Below are 15590 nucleotides of genomic sequence, written 5' to 3'. Positions count from 1 at the left end.
ATTATGCGAATAATACCAGCAATAGACATCATAGACGGCAAGTGCGTGCGAATGGCAAAAGGCGATTACGGCACAAAGAAAATTTATAATGAAAACCCTTTGGAAGTTGCGAAACAATTTGAGGCCCACGGAATAAAGTACCTGCACTTGGTGGATTTGGATGGCGCCAAAAGCAAGCATATTGTAAACCATAAAATTTTGGAAGAAATTGCTACGAAAACAACTTTAAAAATTGATTTTGGCGGCGGACTAAAAACTGATGAGGATTTGCGGATTGCCTTTGAATGTGGTGCAAACCAGATTACTGGCGGGAGTATTGCCGTAAAAAATCCCGAAACTTTTAAAAGTTGGCTGCAAAAATTCGGAAGTGATAAAATTATTTTAGGCGCCGATGCAAAGAATGAAAAGGTAGCAATCGGTGGGTGGATGGAAGATTCAGATTTAGAGTTAATTCCTTTTATACAGCAATATGTTGAGAACGGAATTGAATATGTAATCTGTACCGATATCAGTAAAGACGGGATGTTAGAAGGCCCCTCGTTTGATTTGTATCATAAAATTTTAAAAGAAATTACAGTGTCAGGTCGAGCGCAGTCGAGACCTACGAAGCTAATTGCTTCGGGAGGTATCTCAACTTTTGAAGAACTCCCAAAGCTCGCCGAAATTTGTTGCGAAGGTGTGATAATTGGAAAAGCCATTTATGAGAATAGAATATCTTTAAAACAACTTGAAAACTACATTTTAAATGCTAACTAAAAGAATTATACCGTGTCTCGATATCAAAAATGGCCGAACCGTTAAAGGAGTCAACTTCTTAGATTTGCGCGACGCCGGCGATCCGATAGAATTGGCAAAATTCTATTCTGAAAACGGAGCTGAAGAACTTGTTTTTCTGGATATTTCGGCAACTGAGGAGCGCAGGAAAACCTTGGCCGAATTGGTTTTAAAGGTTGCAGAAACCATCGATATTCCCTTTACTGTTGGCGGAGGAATTTCTTCCGTTGAAGACGTGGAAATCCTTTTAAACAATGGTGCCGATAAGGTTTCGGTGAATTCTTCTGCAGTGAAAAATCCACAGTTGATCAATGAACTGGCTTCAAAATTTGGTTCGCAGTGCGTTGTGGTGGCCATTGATGCAAAACAGATTGACGGCAATTGGAAAGTGCATTTAGTGGGAGGAAAGGTGCCAACAGATCTGGATCTGTTTGAGTGGGCAAAGGAAGTGGAACTGCGCGGTGCTGGTGAAATTCTTTTTACGTCCATGGACCACGATGGAACGAAAAACGGTTTCGCTAACGAAGCTTTGGCAAAACTTTCAACAGAGCTGAACATTCCAATAATTGCCTCAGGCGGAGCGGGAACCATTCAGCACTTTACAGATACTTTTATTGAGGGAAAAGCAGACGCAGCTTTGGCTGCAAGCGTATTCCACTTTAAGGAAATAACTATAAACAATTTGAAAAAAGAATTAAAAACCCAGGAAATTCCTGTTAGATTATAAATTAGATGGAAATAGATTTTAAAAAATACAGCGATGGCCTTGTACCGGCCATAATCCAAGACACAAATACCAGCAAAGTGCTTATGCTTGGCTATATGGACGAAGAAGCATTTTTGAAAACCAACCAATTAAAAAAGGTTACTTTTTTCAGCCGAAGCAAACAGAGACTTTGGACCAAAGGGGAGGAGAGTGGCAATTTTCTGGAGCTTGTTTCCATTGCTGTTGATTGTGATAAAGATGCACTATTAATAAAAGTGAACTCTGTTGGGCCCGTTTGTCACAAAGGAACCGACACCTGCTGGAACGAAGATAACGTTTCGAGTTTTGGCTTTCTTTCAGATTTGGAAAGCATCATTCAAAACAGAAAGGATAATTCGGAAAATGAAGATTCTTACATTGCATCCCTTTTCCGAAAAGGTATCAATAAAATTGCCCAAAAAGTAGGCGAAGAGGCAGTGGAAGTTGTCATTGAATCAAAAGATAGCAACGATAATCTTTTTCTTGATGAAAGCGCCGACCTGCTTTTTCATAATATGATTTTGCTTCAGGCAAAGGGTTTTACGTTGAGCGATGTGGAGAAAACACTTCGGCAACGCCATAAAGTGGAATAATCTTTTTACTTTTTCCTACCTTTAAAAAATAATCAACGTTTTTTATGGCCGCACGAAGAAGAAAAAAACCGCAAACCACCAAAATTCAACCCAAAAGAGCAAGAAACCTTTCTCCGGGAACGGTAACCTATACCGGTAAAAAAACCACTACGGTTACGGAACTGGACATTATTGATTATTCCAAAGAGCATTATGACCGCTTTGAGACCAACAATATACAAGAAGCATTTACATATGAAGATTCCAGCAACATAACGTGGATTAATGTAAACGGTCTCAGCAACACCGATGATATTGTTACCCTTGGTAACCATTTTGAATTGCACCCGCTAATCCAGGAAGATATTGTTACCACTAATCAACGCCCAAAAATTGATGAATATGAGGAGTATTTGTTTATCGTTTTTAAAATGCTGCACTATGATGAAAATGAGCATCTAACAAACGAGCATATAAGTATGGTAGTTGGGAGTGATTATGTAATCACTTTCCAAGAAGCAGAAGGGGATGTCTTTGGCGACTTGAGAGATAGGCTGGAACACGGAAAAGGGAGAATTAGAGGCTATGGTTCTGATTATTTGATGTTTGCCATACTTGATGCCGTTGTTGACAATTACTTTACGGTAGTTGAATTTTTGAGCAATAAAGTGGAAATACTTGAAGACAATCTTTTTGATGATAAGGATGATGAAAACATGACTGAGGAAATCCAAGAACTTAAAAAAGAAATCCTAAAAATTAGAAAAGCAGTTTTACCATTGCGTGAAGTAATAAACCGATTGGAAAAAATAGAAAGCCCCCTCATTGAAGAACGCACCAACAAATATATACGTGATCTTTATGACCACATTATCCAAGTAAACGAAAGTGTTGAAATATACCGCGATATGATCTGGGGCTTGATGGATATGTACATGACTACCATCAGCAACAAAATGAACGAAGTGATGAAGGTGCTTACCATCATGGCTTCTATTTTTATTCCTTTAACCTTTATGGCCGGTATTTATGGGATGAACTTTGAGCATATGCCCGAACTACACTTAAGGTATGGCTATTACTACCTTTGGGCAGCAATGATTCTTGTGTTTTTTGGTCTGCTTTGGTATTTTAAGAGAAAGAAATGGTTGTGAAGTGAATTGTTGAATTGTGAGTCGTGAGTCCTGAATCCTGAAGTGTGAAACGCAAAACGGTGAACTTATTGCTCATTGATTTCTCTATGTCCACTGTTCCTCTGTGGTTAAAATTTATTGATTGAGTCTATACTTGCTATACACTATGGCAACTACAACACAGGCTCCAACACCTCCCAAACAGTATTGGCAACAATTTTATGTCCTTCGGCAGTGGGATGTATCCCGTCATTCTGGTTTAATTCCTTAACACCCCCTACATCCTTTAAAATAAAGGGAATGAAGGCAATATTATTTTCCATAGTCAAATCAGAAAAAATAGCGCGAAACTGCGTGGTATAATCTTGCCCCATATTGGGTGGCAATTGCATTCCTGCCAAAACAATCTTTGTATCTGGGCTTTTTGTTTTAACAGCATCTATAATTGCCTGTAGATTAGCTTTGGTTTCAGAAATTGGAACTCCACGTAGTCCATCGTTTGCGCCTAGTTCCAAAACAAATATATCTATGTCCTGATTGAGGATCCAATCAATTCTGCTTCTGCCGCCGGCGGAAGTTTCCCCGCTAACCCCAGAGTTTACGACTTCATAATTCAAGCCCAAGGAGTCAACTTTAGTCTGAATAATTCCCGGAAACGCATCGTTGGTATCATCCAGGCCATAGCCAGCAGTAATGCTGTCCCCAAAGAAGAGGATGGTTTTGTTTGTAGTGGTTGCTGAAGCTTCGGTTTCGGTAGTGGTATTTTCGTTTGTATCTACAACGGCTTTCGTTTTTGTGTTATTTCCGCAGGATAGCACTATAAAAACAGTCAAGAAATAACAAAACTTTAAGAGGTTCTGAGACTTGGAAACTATTGTATCTAAAAGGGTTTGCGTAATTTTGGGCTTCGGCATAAGATCGAGAAATATTATAAAATTTAAATGACAAAGATATTAAAGATTAACGGGCTGGAGAAAACTTATAAAAACGGTTCGAAGCAATTAACGGTTCTTCAAAATGTTTCGTTTGAAGTGAAAAAAGGACAAACATTCTCTATCGTTGGGCCCTCTGGAAGTGGAAAGACAACTTTATTAGGTTTAGCTGCAGGCTTAGACACCCCCAGTGCTGGGACGGTGGAATTATGCGGACATAATTTAAGCAGCCTCAACGAGGATGAACGCGCACAACTGCGCAATGAGGAAGTTGGGTTTATTTTTCAGGACTTTCAATTATTGCCAACCTTAACGGCGCTTGAAAATGTAAGCGTGCCTTTGGAACTGCAAGGCGCAAAAAATGCTGATAGCAGAGCAAAGGAACTATTAGAAAAAGTGGGTCTGGCAGATCGCGTTCACCACTATCCATCACAACTGTCTGGGGGCGAACAACAAAGGGTAGCGGTGGCAAGGGCATTTTCCAACAAGCCTTCAATTTTATTTGCAGACGAACCTACCGGAAATCTTGACGAAGAAACAGGAGAGAAGGTAATACAGTTACTTTTTGAACTCAATGAACAGGCAGGTACCACGCTTGTGATCATAACCCACGATTTGGATTTAGCAGTAAGAACACAGCAAATTTTAAGATTGAAAGGTGGTAAGATTTTAACGAATGAAACAACTGCAACAATTTGAACAAACCTCAGTTACAATCAAACTTAAACAACGCTTGGCTTTTTAAGATGGCTTGGCGCGATGCAAAGGCGAGCAGAGCGCGATTGCTACTGTTTATGGCGTCCATTATTTTGGGGATTGCTGCCGTGGTTTCCATACAGTTATTCAGCCAAAACCTTACCGATAATATCCAACGACAATCAAAATCGTTGATGGGGGCCGATTTTACGATTGATAGTGATCAGCTTCCCAACGAACGCGCACAAGCAATTATTGATTCATTAAACCCAGATGCTTCGGAAGTAAACTTTGTGTCGATGGTGGCTTTCCCCAAAAACAATGGCACTAAATTAGTACGTGTGCGTGGTTTGCAGGGGGATTTTCCTTTTTATGGAGAGCTTAAAACACAACCTGTTGGCGCCGCTACTTCCTATCAAGCTTTAGGCAGTGCTTTGGTAGATGCTACCTTGATGTTGCAATACAACCTTCAAGCTGGCGATTCAATAAAAATAGGTGAAATAACCCTGCCCATCGCTGGCGCATTAAATGCTATTCCCGGTAATAATGCCGTCTCCAGTTCAGTAGCGCCTTTGGTTATAATTCCATATAGGCTTGTGGCCGATACCGAATTATTACAGTTTGGAAGCCGGAAGGAATACCAATATTATTACAAACAACCCAATGTAGATCTGGTGGCACTTGAAGACAGCTTGCAACCGATGCTCGAGGCAGAAAATACAGATTTGGATACGCACACTAGCACCAGCAGCAGATTGGGGCGCAGGTATGACAATGTTAGTTCCTTTCTTAACTTAACTGCTTTTATTGCACTTTTGCTGGGCTGCGTAGGAATTGCCAGCTCGGTTAATATCTATATTAAGGAAAAAGTAAAGGCAATTGCCGTCTTAAAATGTTTGGGTGCATCCAGAAAACAAAGCTTTTTAATATTTCTGATTCAGATTGCAGGAATAGGCATCTTAGGAGGTATCATCGGGACTGCGATAGGAGTGGGGCTGCAGGAACTTTTCCCCTTTGTATTAAAAGAGTTTTTACCCTTCGATATAATTATTAGCATTTCTGCCCAACCTATAATCATGGGCGTTCTCTTGGGCTTAGTGATGTCGGTTTTATTTGCCTTGCTACCGTTATTGCGAACTTGGTACGTTTCGCCATTGGAAGTGCTGCGCTTTAGCGGGGAATCCTCAAAACAATCAAAAAAAGCCACCTATGGCGTTATTGCTTTAGTTGTTTTATTTCTTTACGCCTTTTCCTATTGGTTGCTGAAAGATTGGTTATTTGCATTAGCCTTTATTGGCGGTATTCTTGTAACCTTCGGAGTGCTAGCAGGTATTGCAAGTGGAACCATGAAATTGGTTAAAACCTATTTTCCAAAAGGCGCACGGTTTACCACACGGCAAAGTTTACTGAATTTATTTCGGCCTAACAATCAAACCATAGTGCTATTGGTAGCCATTGGTTTGGGAACTTTTTTAATCAGTACACTATATTTCACAAAGGATATTTTGCTGGATAAAGCAACCATCGGCCAAACCTCAGAAAGTGCAAACTTGATAACTTTGGATGTGCAACCAGACCAAGTAACAGAGGTGATGAATACCTTTAAAGCAAATGATCTGAATGTATTGAATAATATTCCGCTGGTTACCATGCGGATGCACAGCATTAAAAATGAGTTGGTAAGCAGCTTACGAGTCGATACTACAGCCCAAATAAAAGGCTGGCTTTTAAACCACGAATTTAGAACCACTTATCGCAGTGCCCTTACAAAGTCTGAGGAAATTGTAGCAGGGGAGTGGGTTGCTGAGCACAAACAGGGTGATAAAATCCAAATCTCTATTTCCGAAAACCTAGCCGAAGATGCCAATGTAACGCTAGGCGATGCACTGGTTTTCAATGTGCAGGGGGTGCTTATGGAAACGGTTGTTAGCAGCATTCGAAAAGTGGATTGGACTACCTTGCAACCCAATTTCTCTATCGTTTACCCAAAAGGAGTCTTGGAAAATGCGCCACAATTTAATGTATTGTCAACCTATGCGCCAACAGAGGAAAGTTCGGCCAAGTTGCAACGTGACTTGGTGAAGAAATTCCCCAATGTGTCTGTGATAGATCTAAGACAGATGTTTACTGTAATAGAAGATATATTGGACAAGGTAAGTTGGATCATCAACTTTATGGCGTTTTTCAGTATTCTAACCGGGATTATAGTGTTGATAGGCTCCGTGCGAACCAGCAAATACCAGCGCATAAAGGAAAGTGTGCTACTGCGCACTCTGGGTGCAAAAAACAAACAAATAATCGCTATTACCGCCCTGGAGTATCTGTTTTTGGGAATCTTGGGAAGTCTCTTGGGTATCCTTTTGGCGTTACTTAGCAGCTTGCTATTGGCAATATTTGTATTTGAAGAACCCTTTATGCCTTCGCTTATTCCGTTCCTGATTTTCTTGCCGGGTATATCACTTTTGGTTTTGGGGATTGGGTTGAGCAATATTCGAGAGGTTTTACGGAGCTCACCGCTGGAGGTGCTTCGGAGGAGTTAGGCGTGGGGCGGTAGTCTGTATTCTGTTGTCTGTTGTCTGTTGTCTATTCTGTTATAATGACTTCTTTTTGGTTTCTTTAGTCTTTCTTCTTTTTTCACGGCTTTGGATATACTTCGGAAAAATGTATGATTTATTGATTATATTTTATTAAACAAGCTATTAATAACGAAGCCGAATTTCTTTTTCTAAATAATTATTTATATTTAATCATTAATAGATAAATAGCTGCTTATTAAATACATACAGCTATATTAAAATAAGAAACAATTACCGAAGTAGTTCGTCCTATAAATAGAGTAACCATCCAAATAATGCAATATGACAATTTTAGTAGTAGGAGCAAGTGGTGCCACGGGCAGTAAATTAGTGGAACAACTTTTAATGCTAAACCACAGGGTGAAAATAATTGTACGATCTCCCGAAAAACTTCCTGACGCTTGGAAAACGAATGATAATCTTCAAATAATAACTGCCAGTGTTTTGGATTTAAGTGATGCCGAAATGCGCGAAATAGTAAAGGATTGTGATGCCGTGGCGTCTTGTCTTGGGCACAATCTAACCTGGAAAGGTATTTATGGACAACCTAGAAAATTGGTAACGGATGTTACGCGACGGTTATGCGATGCGATAAAATTCAATAAACCGCAAAGGGCAGTGAAATTTATTTTGATGAACACCACAGGAAACCGCAATCGCGATTTAGACGAATCTATTTCCTTCGCCCAAAAATGTGTTATTGGGTTGCTTCGCTTGTTGCTGCCGCCGCATGTTGACAACGAAAAAGCGGCGGATTATTTGCGTATTGAAATTGGGCAAAATAATCCCTATGTTGAATGGACAGCAGTGCGACCCGATGGTTTGATAAATGAGGAAATGGTAACGGATTATAAAATTTATCCTTCTCCAACACGAAGCGCCATTTTTAATGCAGGCAAAGTAAGCCGGATAAATGTGGCCCACTTTATGGCCCGTTTAATCGATGATTCCGATTTATGGGCTAAATGGAAAGGAAAAATGCCGGTAATCTATAGCGCAACGGTGTAATTTACTTTTTGGTGAATGCTATCAACCGTTATTGTGAGCACAGGGTGACAATCTATTGAACATTTCCGCTAGTATGGATGTGCTATAGTTTTATTGCAAAAATGAAATTATAATGGGATAGCTATAAATATGAAATATGTTATTTACGCTATATACATACTATAAACATACTATATATACGCTATAAATACGCTATAAATACTTTACACTTTACATTAATAGGTATATTTATTATTCTAGTTATTCTTTTTAAACCTTATTAATATATTCTTCTCTCGTTATGAAACTTGAGGTTTACTCGCTTCATTTCTATTTGATAATTAGGTGTTTGCGAATCTCCTTCGTCGGTTTGGTTAAAAGCGGAAGTTGTTACTATAGTGTCTCGAAAAAATTTATTCTAAAATTTTCTTCTGCAATGTTAATAGAACACTTTTTATGCGACTGGCCTGTGGTGAGCGTAGTCGAACCATAGGAGGAAAGCGTAACATGTGTGGAATGGTAATTAACTGTTATATAGCTTATTTACATTGCTTTTGTATGTTTGTCCTATAGGAATTTTATAATCGTCTATTAAAATACGATTACCTTCTATAAATTTAATTTTATCTACAACAACAAGAAACGATTTATGAACTCTTAAAAAATTATCGTTATTTAAAATAGATTCAAAATACGATATTTTTTCGTGGCTAATAATCATTTCATTCTTTAAAAATAGTTTGGTGTAGTTTCCGTAAGCTTCTATATAAAGGAGATCTTTCAAATCTATTTGATGATGCTTTTTATCACCTTTTATAAAGAATCGCGTGAAGGTTTCAGGGGTAAATTCTTTTGAGACTGTTTTGGACAATTGTGTTTCAGAAACTTTATTTACAGCTTTCACTAAACGGTCAAAACTAAAAGGCTTTAAAATATAATCTACAACGTTTAACTCAAAACCTTCAATTGCATGCTCTTTATAAGCCGTTGTAACTATGGTTTTTGGAGGATTTGATAATGTTTTTAAAAAATCTAAACCTTTTAATTTAGGCATATTAATATCCAAAAAAATAAAATCGACAGTATTTTCATTTAAGTACTGCATGGCTTCCATAGCGCTGTAGCAATTTTTTTCTAATTGTAAATGTGGTAACATGCTACAAAACTCTTCAATTATTTCATGAGCCAACGGTTCATCATCAATAATTATAAACTTAAGCATGTTTAGCAATCTTTAAGGTTGTTTTATATAGGTTATTTGATACATCCACTTTTAATTCATGTTTATTTTTATATAATAAAGATAGTCTTCTTTTTAAATTTTGTAATCCTATTCCGTTTGATATGCTTATTTCATTAGGATCAAAATTATTTTCAATTGAAAAAACAATGAAATCTGTTTCTTCATTTAAGTTAATATGTATAAAAGCGTTTTCAGCTAAAGTTTCAATGCCATGTTTGAAGGCATTTTCTAAAAGAATAATATACAGTAAAGGAGCAATAGTTAAACTTGTATCCACATCATGGTTAAATGTAATCTCTACAGACTTTTTATATCGTATTTTATGTAATTCAATGTAATTATTTAAATATTCTATTTCGTCCTTAATTTTTACCATGTCCTTTTCACCTTCATAAATGGTATATCGCATCATATCCGATAACTTTAAAATTACTTCTGGTGCTTTCTCCGAGTTTTTAACTGTTAATGCATACAGATTATTTAAGGTGTTAAAGAAAAAATGAGGATTCATCTGCGTTCTTAAAAGGGAAAGTTCAGTTTTAGATTTTTCAGCTTTTAAATCTCTAAACCATTTCCACTGTTCATAAACCCAAACGAAAAATAAAACTGGAATGGGTAAAAAGAACACGTAGAATGGATAATCTTTCTTAATTTCTAAATAGGCTTCTAAACCACCAGAAAACAGCCTTAAATAAAGAAAATAAATAAATAACGGTAAATAGATAAGTACAATAAGTTTCCAATACTTTTTTATGAATGAAGGAATCAGCAAATACACAACACCTATCCAAAACCCCATTAGTAGTATAAAAGTCACTGGGTTATCTGGCATATCCATTAAAGTATCCACACCTAATGTTACGATAAAAACAACAATCAGCACTATAACCTTAAGAATGGTAACACCTTTACGCTTTAAATAGTTGTAATTATGAATAGGCAACGCAATCGCCAAGCACCAAAACAGGGTGATTAATATAACTTCAATTGGATCATCATCTGGAACATTTATAACACCAAAATAATCCAACATATAAAATATGGGTATGATAATTAGTGCAATTAAAAAGGCTCTGTATTTTTTGATGTACTCAACCATAGAACAAAAGTATGTATGTAATCCTGCATTAACAAGAAAGTTGATAGACACTAGTAAAATGCAATTCAACGCTATTGTTTTTTGCATGAACAGAATTGATGCTGTTTTTCATTACATATGACTTTATAATAATGTTATACATCATATAAATTATAAAGGAGGCTTTCTTCAATTTATGTTTGTCACAAATTAAAACTAAAACAGCACATCAATTAAAAATCAACAGTTATGAATACGTTACAAATCAATAATTTAAGCAAGACCTATCCTAATGGTGTCAGGGCATTGAACGACATTAATTTAGAAATTACCAACGGAATGTTTGGTTTGTTAGGAGCCAATGGAGCTGGTAAGTCTTCCTTAATGCGAACCATTGCATCCTTACAAGAGCCTTCTTCTGGAAGTATTTTCTTTAATGGTTCTGATATCATTAAAAAACCAGAAAATATAAGAAAACATTTAGGCTATTTACCACAAGAGTTTGGTGTGTATCCAAAGATTTCGTGCGAAAAATTGTTAAATCATTTAGCAGTTTTAAAAGGAATATTAGATACAAAGCAACGTAAAGAGCAAGTAACAGCATTGTTGCAACAGGTTAATTTGTATCAACACAGAAAAAAATCAGTGTATACATTTTCTGGTGGTATGCGTCAACGTTTTGGGATTGCACAAGCCTTATTAGGAAATCCGCAAGTAATTATTGTTGATGAGCCAACAGCAGGCTTAGATCCAGAAGAAAGCAATCGCTTTTTAAACCTATTGAGTGAAATAGGGGAGAACGTTATTGTTATTTTATCCACACACATTGTAGAAGATGTTAGAAACTTATGCCCGAAAATGGCCATATTATCTAATGGTGAAATTATTTCTGAGGGAAATCCGAAAGATTTAGTGGCGAGTATTGAAGGTAAAATATGGACAAAGATGGTACCTAAAAAGGACATTGAAGTGTATAAAAAAACATTCGATGTCATCTCAACAAAATTAGTTGCAGGTGATACACAAATTAGAGTGCTATCAGATTATATACCTGAAGATAGTTTTGAAGCTATTACACCAAATTTGGAAGATTTTTATTTCGCTATGCTTTTTAATAATTCAGTAAAAATGCAATAAGTTATGTTTACAAAATTATTAAAATTTGAAGTTTTTTATCAGTTTAAACAACGTGCATTTCCAATGTTCGCTGTTCTATTTTTATGCTTGGGTGTTTTTGTTGGTAGACAAGGGTTTGCACCAACAGGTGTTAATTATAATTCTGTATATCAAGTATATTTCCACACAAGTTTGTTTACTTTAGGAAGTGTTTTTATCATCATGTTCTTTGCCATTAGTGCTATGCTTAGAGATAAGCAATATAATATGGAATCGCTCATTTACAGTTCTTCAATACAAAAGGCACATTACTTCTGGAGTCGGTTTATAGGTACCTTTATTTTTAGTGTCTTGGCTTTTACACCATTTATATTAGGCTATATCTTCGGAAACTATTTTTCTGATTTAGATGCAGAACGTTTAGGCAAATTTCAATTGCTAACTTATGTACAACCTTGGTTATATATAGTAGTGCCTAACATATTTATATGTTCTGCCATCATATTTTCTGTTTGTACCTTAACAAAAAATAGTATTGCAACCTATGTAAGTGCCGTTTTTGTTTATATGTTATATTTTGTAAGTTCCCTCTTTCTAAATTCGCCATTATTGGCACAAGCCGTTCCAGCATCACCAGAAAGTATGGCTATTGCTGCAGTTGCAGATCCATTTGGTATTGCTGCTTTTTTTGAACAAACACAATACTGGACACCTTTTCAAAAAAACTCACAATTACTATCTTTTTCCGGATTGTTTTTATGGAATAGATTAGTTTGGATAGTTGTAGGTTTGGCTATTTTATTTGGTACTTACAGATTGTTCTCTTTTAGAAAAATCTCTAAAAAAGTAAATAAAACCAAAAAAGTAAAGAGCCAAAATAACCTATTAATAGCGTATAAACCTTTACAGACAATACATAATTTTAAAGCACAGTATCTAGCATTTTTCTCTTTGCTCAAGATAGAATTGAAAAGTGTGTTTAAAAGTTTGCCATTTATTGCCGTATTAATTATGTGGTTAGCTATTGTGTTTTCAGAATTATATAGCACAGTTATTAGTGGTGGAGAATATGGCGTGAGTCAATATCCATTTACAAATCAACTCATAAGTTTAATTGTAAACCCGTTAACGCTTTTTAGCCTCATTTTAATTATTTTTTATTGTTCCGAAATTGTTTGGAAAGAGCGCAGCTTGAACTTCAACTTAATTGTTGATGCCGTACCGACAAAAAATAGTGTGTTCTTTCTCTCTAAGTTCTTTGCCATTTTATTGTTACCAGTTATTTTAATTACCACTGGAATTATAATGTGCATCCTGTTTCAGGTACGCTTAAACTACACAAATTTTGAGTTTAGCCAATATGCATCCTTATATTATCATTACGGATTGCAACTTGCTGTATTTAGTATGATTGGTTTATTTATTAACAGTTTGGCAAAAAGCAAATACTTAGGTATGGGTGTTTTTGGTTTGTTTGTGCTGTTAAGTTTAAAATCTGATGCAATTGGACTTGAACACCCTTTAACAAGTCTTGGGTTCATGCCTAGAATTTCTTATACTAATATGAATGGTTTTTATGGTGCATTAAACCTATTTAACCATTTGGCAATCTATTGGTTATCTTTTGGATTGTTGCTGGTATTCGTCTCTTTTAAAATTTGGAATAGAGGCGTAGTGTCTAATTTTCCGACCAAACTAAAATCACTTAAAAGTGGTTTTTCAAATTTTCAAAAAGTATCTTTTTCATTATTAATCATAGTATTTATAAGCTTCGGAAGTGTGGTTTTTTATAATTTGAATATCATTTCAGATTATGTAACAACAGATGACAATTTAGAATTTAGAGAACAATATGAAAAAAAATTCAAACAGTATGAAGATTTAGAGCGACCGTATGCCATATCCAGAAAAACAGAAGTCGCTATTTTTCCTGAAAGTAGACGCTATACCATAAAAGCAGATTATATGTTGAAAAACGGAAGTGACCAGCCCTTGTCAAAAGTATTTGTCACGGAGCGTCTTCCTTTAGAAGCCATCGCTATTGAAAATGCAAATTTATTAACACATAATAGTGTCTATGGTATTTATATATTTCAATTTGAAAAACCGTTACAGCCCAACGATACTGTACGCTATATTTTTGAATTAAAACATGAACTTAAAGGTTATGAAGAAGACAAAACCATTGTAAATAATGGTACTTATATAACACACAGAGATTTCGAACCTCTATTGGGCTATAGCTCTGGATTAGAAATTACTGACAAAGTAGAACGGAAAAAGAGAAATTTGCCAAAGCGTGAAGAAGAAATCATTTCAGATGAACATATTGCTCTTGAAGATTTTAACAATGAAAAAATAAACTTTGAAACTATTGTATCTACAAGTATCAACCAAACGGCAATGAGTTCTGGTAACTTGGTAAAACAATGGTCAGAAAATAATAGAAATTACTTTCACTATAAAACTAAGAATAAAATCATTCCAATGATCGCTTATTTTTCAGCAAACTATAAAGCTAAAAAAGTGGATTACAAAGGCATTTCTATTGAGCAGTATTTCGATGAAGCTCATTCATTTAACATTGAAGACATTGAAAACAGCACCAAAAAAACCATAGATTATTGTGAGGAAAACTTTGGAGACTATGCTTTCGATTATGTTAGAATAGCAGAAATTCCTTCACATTGGTCATTTGGAGGCTTTGCACATCCAGGAGTGATAAGTATGGTTGAAGACCGATTATATTTAGCAGATGTTAGAAACGAAGAAACTTTCAATTTGGTTGCTAAAAGGACCATCCATGAAGTAGCACATCAATATTGGGGACATACGCTATCTGCAAAACCAGTAGCAGGTGGGTCTATTTTTGTAGAAGGGTTTGCAAAATATACCGAAGCCGTTGTCATGGAAAAAATGTATGGCAAACGTGCTGTTTATGAATTGAGTGAAAATGCTAGAAGTCGTTATTTTTCAGGAAGATCTTTTGCAAGTGAGCTAGAACCACCAGTTTATAAAGTACTTGGTCAAGGTTATATTTCTTATGGAAAAACATTAAACGTTATGCTCGCATTGCGAGACCTTATCAGCGAAGAAAAAGTAAACCATGTTTTAAAAACAATAAGCGATAAATATCGTAACAGTAATACTTTGGAAGCAAATACTATTGAATTTTTGGATTTGGTTTATGACGTTACACCAAAAGAGCAGCATCATTTAATTGACGACTGGTTTAAAAAAGTAATAACGTATGACTTAAGCATTGTGAAGAGTTCTTATGTAGCCTTAGAAAATGGTACTTATGAAATTACTGCAACCGTAAAAGCGAAGCGTTTTGAAACGATAAATAATGGAGAAATAATCCAAATAGGAATAAACGAACCTATTAAAATTGGAGCCTTTACAACGCATCCATCATTAGTTAAAGAGGGTAGCTCCGTATTGTATTATGAGTCAAATCAAATCAATAAAGAAATCACTGAAGTTAAGTTAATAGTAAGCGAAATTCCCAATTACATTGCTATTGATCCTTATGGAACAAGAACTGATGAGAATTTAGTTGATAATATATTTAGATTTAACAGAGAGTAATTTTATATACCGACAAATTATATTAGCTGTGAATTTTAGGAACAACAAATAGGCTTTTACATTATTGTTGACGATTTCTTTAAAGGTTATAAATCTGATATGATAAAATATGGGGTTGGTATGAACCGCAAATAACCTTGGTTGCTT

The 15590-nt window shown here is 35.8% G+C and carries 12 protein-coding genes; 9 read left to right on the top strand and 3 right to left on the bottom strand.

The window, feature by feature from the left end:
• The first annotated feature begins 3 nt into the window (after positions 1-3).
• The 4 genes from hisA to corA are packed head-to-tail and all read left to right on the top strand — an operon-like array spanning position 4 to position 3245.
• Positions 4-756, top strand: coding sequence for a 1-(5-phosphoribosyl)-5-[(5-phosphoribosylamino)methylideneamino]imidazole-4-carboxamide isomerase (gene hisA, locus AC58DT_RS05645; protein WP_497215860.1), 753 nt, complete (start codon positions 4-6; stop codon positions 754-756).
• On the top strand, positions 746-1501 hold the full coding sequence (gene hisF, locus AC58DT_RS05640; RefSeq protein WP_497215859.1) for an imidazole glycerol phosphate synthase subunit HisF: 756 nt from the start codon (positions 746-748) through the stop codon (positions 1499-1501). The genes hisA and hisF overlap by 11 nt, the downstream gene beginning before the upstream one ends.
• A gap of 5 nt (positions 1502-1506) precedes the next feature.
• Positions 1507-2112: a bifunctional phosphoribosyl-AMP cyclohydrolase/phosphoribosyl-ATP diphosphatase HisIE gene (gene hisIE, locus AC58DT_RS05635; protein WP_497215858.1), complete on the top strand. Its 606-nt coding sequence runs from the start codon at positions 1507-1509 to the stop codon at positions 2110-2112.
• A 44-nt stretch (positions 2113-2156) separates the two neighbouring features.
• A complete protein-coding gene (corA, locus tag AC58DT_RS05630) occupies positions 2157-3245 on the top strand; it encodes a magnesium/cobalt transporter CorA (protein ID WP_497215857.1) in 1089 nt (362 codons plus the stop codon).
• A 152-nt stretch (positions 3246-3397) separates the two neighbouring features.
• Here the strand turns inward: corA and AC58DT_RS05625 are convergent, their stop codons facing one another.
• Positions 3398-4138 carry an arylesterase gene (locus AC58DT_RS05625; RefSeq protein WP_497215856.1) on the bottom strand — a complete coding sequence of 247 codons (741 nt, stop codon included), beginning with the start codon at positions 4136-4138 and terminating at the stop codon, positions 3398-3400.
• A 27-nt stretch (positions 4139-4165) separates the two neighbouring features.
• On the opposite strand from AC58DT_RS05625, the gene AC58DT_RS05620 reads away from it, so the two are divergent.
• The 3 genes from AC58DT_RS05620 to AC58DT_RS05610 all read left to right on the top strand — a co-directional run bounded on the left by AC58DT_RS05620 (position 4166) and on the right by AC58DT_RS05610 (position 8436).
• The gene (locus tag AC58DT_RS05620) at positions 4166-4855 is read left to right on the top strand and encodes an ABC transporter ATP-binding protein (protein WP_497215855.1); all 690 of its coding nucleotides are present in this window, start codon (positions 4166-4168) and stop codon (positions 4853-4855) included.
• 47 nt (positions 4856-4902) lie between these two features.
• Positions 4903-7392 (top strand): ABC transporter permease, encoded by a 2490-nt coding sequence (locus AC58DT_RS05615; RefSeq protein WP_497215944.1) that lies wholly within the window; start codon positions 4903-4905, stop codon positions 7390-7392.
• A gap of 318 nt (positions 7393-7710) precedes the next feature.
• Positions 7711-8436, top strand: coding sequence for an NAD(P)-dependent oxidoreductase (locus AC58DT_RS05610; protein ID WP_497215854.1), 726 nt, complete (start codon positions 7711-7713; stop codon positions 8434-8436).
• A gap of 502 nt (positions 8437-8938) precedes the next feature.
• Here AC58DT_RS05610 and AC58DT_RS05605 read toward each other — a convergent pair.
• Both AC58DT_RS05605 and AC58DT_RS05600 read right to left on the bottom strand, forming a co-directional pair.
• Complete coding sequence (locus tag AC58DT_RS05605; protein WP_497215853.1) at positions 8939-9637, bottom strand: LytR/AlgR family response regulator transcription factor; 699 nt, start codon at positions 9635-9637, stop codon at positions 8939-8941.
• A complete protein-coding gene (locus AC58DT_RS05600; protein ID WP_497215852.1) occupies positions 9630-10757 on the bottom strand; it encodes a sensor histidine kinase in 1128 nt (375 codons plus the stop codon). The genes AC58DT_RS05605 and AC58DT_RS05600 overlap by 8 nt, the downstream gene beginning before the upstream one ends.
• A gap of 228 nt (positions 10758-10985) precedes the next feature.
• Between AC58DT_RS05600 and AC58DT_RS05595 the strand changes: the two genes are divergently transcribed.
• Positions 10986-11873 (top strand): ABC transporter ATP-binding protein, encoded by an 888-nt coding sequence (locus AC58DT_RS05595; protein WP_497215851.1) that lies wholly within the window; start codon positions 10986-10988, stop codon positions 11871-11873.
• Between the two features lie 3 nt (positions 11874-11876).
• The gene (locus AC58DT_RS05590) at positions 11877-15443 is read left to right on the top strand and encodes an ABC transporter permease/M1 family aminopeptidase (RefSeq protein WP_497215850.1); all 3567 of its coding nucleotides are present in this window, start codon (positions 11877-11879) and stop codon (positions 15441-15443) included.
• Positions 15444-15590 lie beyond the last annotated feature (147 nt).

It is taken from the genome of Aequorivita sp. CRS11 (assembly GCF_059693805.1).
Note: the sequence above shows the minus strand (reverse complement) of the source record. Positions and strands in the feature narration are given on the sequence as shown.

Bases quoted from the DNA above. Each gene is read 5' to 3' on its own strand.
- hisA (WP_497215860.1), top strand. From the start codon at position 4: ATGCGAATAATACCAGCAATAGACATCATAGACGGCAAGTGCGTGCGA.
- hisF (WP_497215859.1), top strand. From the start codon at position 746: ATGCTAACTAAAAGAATTATACCGTGTCTCGATATCAAAAATGGCCGA.
- hisIE (WP_497215858.1), top strand. From the start codon at position 1,507: ATGGAAATAGATTTTAAAAAATACAGCGATGGCCTTGTACCGGCCATA.
- corA (WP_497215857.1), top strand. From the start codon at position 2,157: ATGGCCGCACGAAGAAGAAAAAAACCGCAAACCACCAAAATTCAACCC.
- AC58DT_RS05625 (WP_497215856.1), bottom strand. From the start codon at position 4,138: ATGCCGAAGCCCAAAATTACGCAAACCCTTTTAGATACAATAGTTTCC.
- AC58DT_RS05620 (WP_497215855.1), top strand. From the start codon at position 4,166: ATGACAAAGATATTAAAGATTAACGGGCTGGAGAAAACTTATAAAAAC.
- AC58DT_RS05615 (WP_497215944.1), top strand. From the start codon at position 4,903: ATGGCTTGGCGCGATGCAAAGGCGAGCAGAGCGCGATTGCTACTGTTT.
- AC58DT_RS05610 (WP_497215854.1), top strand. From the start codon at position 7,711: ATGACAATTTTAGTAGTAGGAGCAAGTGGTGCCACGGGCAGTAAATTA.
- AC58DT_RS05605 (WP_497215853.1), bottom strand. From the start codon at position 9,637: ATGCTTAAGTTTATAATTATTGATGATGAACCGTTGGCTCATGAAATA.
- AC58DT_RS05600 (WP_497215852.1), bottom strand. From the start codon at position 10,757: ATGGTTGAGTACATCAAAAAATACAGAGCCTTTTTAATTGCACTAATT.
- AC58DT_RS05595 (WP_497215851.1), top strand. From the start codon at position 10,986: ATGAATACGTTACAAATCAATAATTTAAGCAAGACCTATCCTAATGGT.
- AC58DT_RS05590 (WP_497215850.1), top strand. From the start codon at position 11,877: ATGTTTACAAAATTATTAAAATTTGAAGTTTTTTATCAGTTTAAACAA.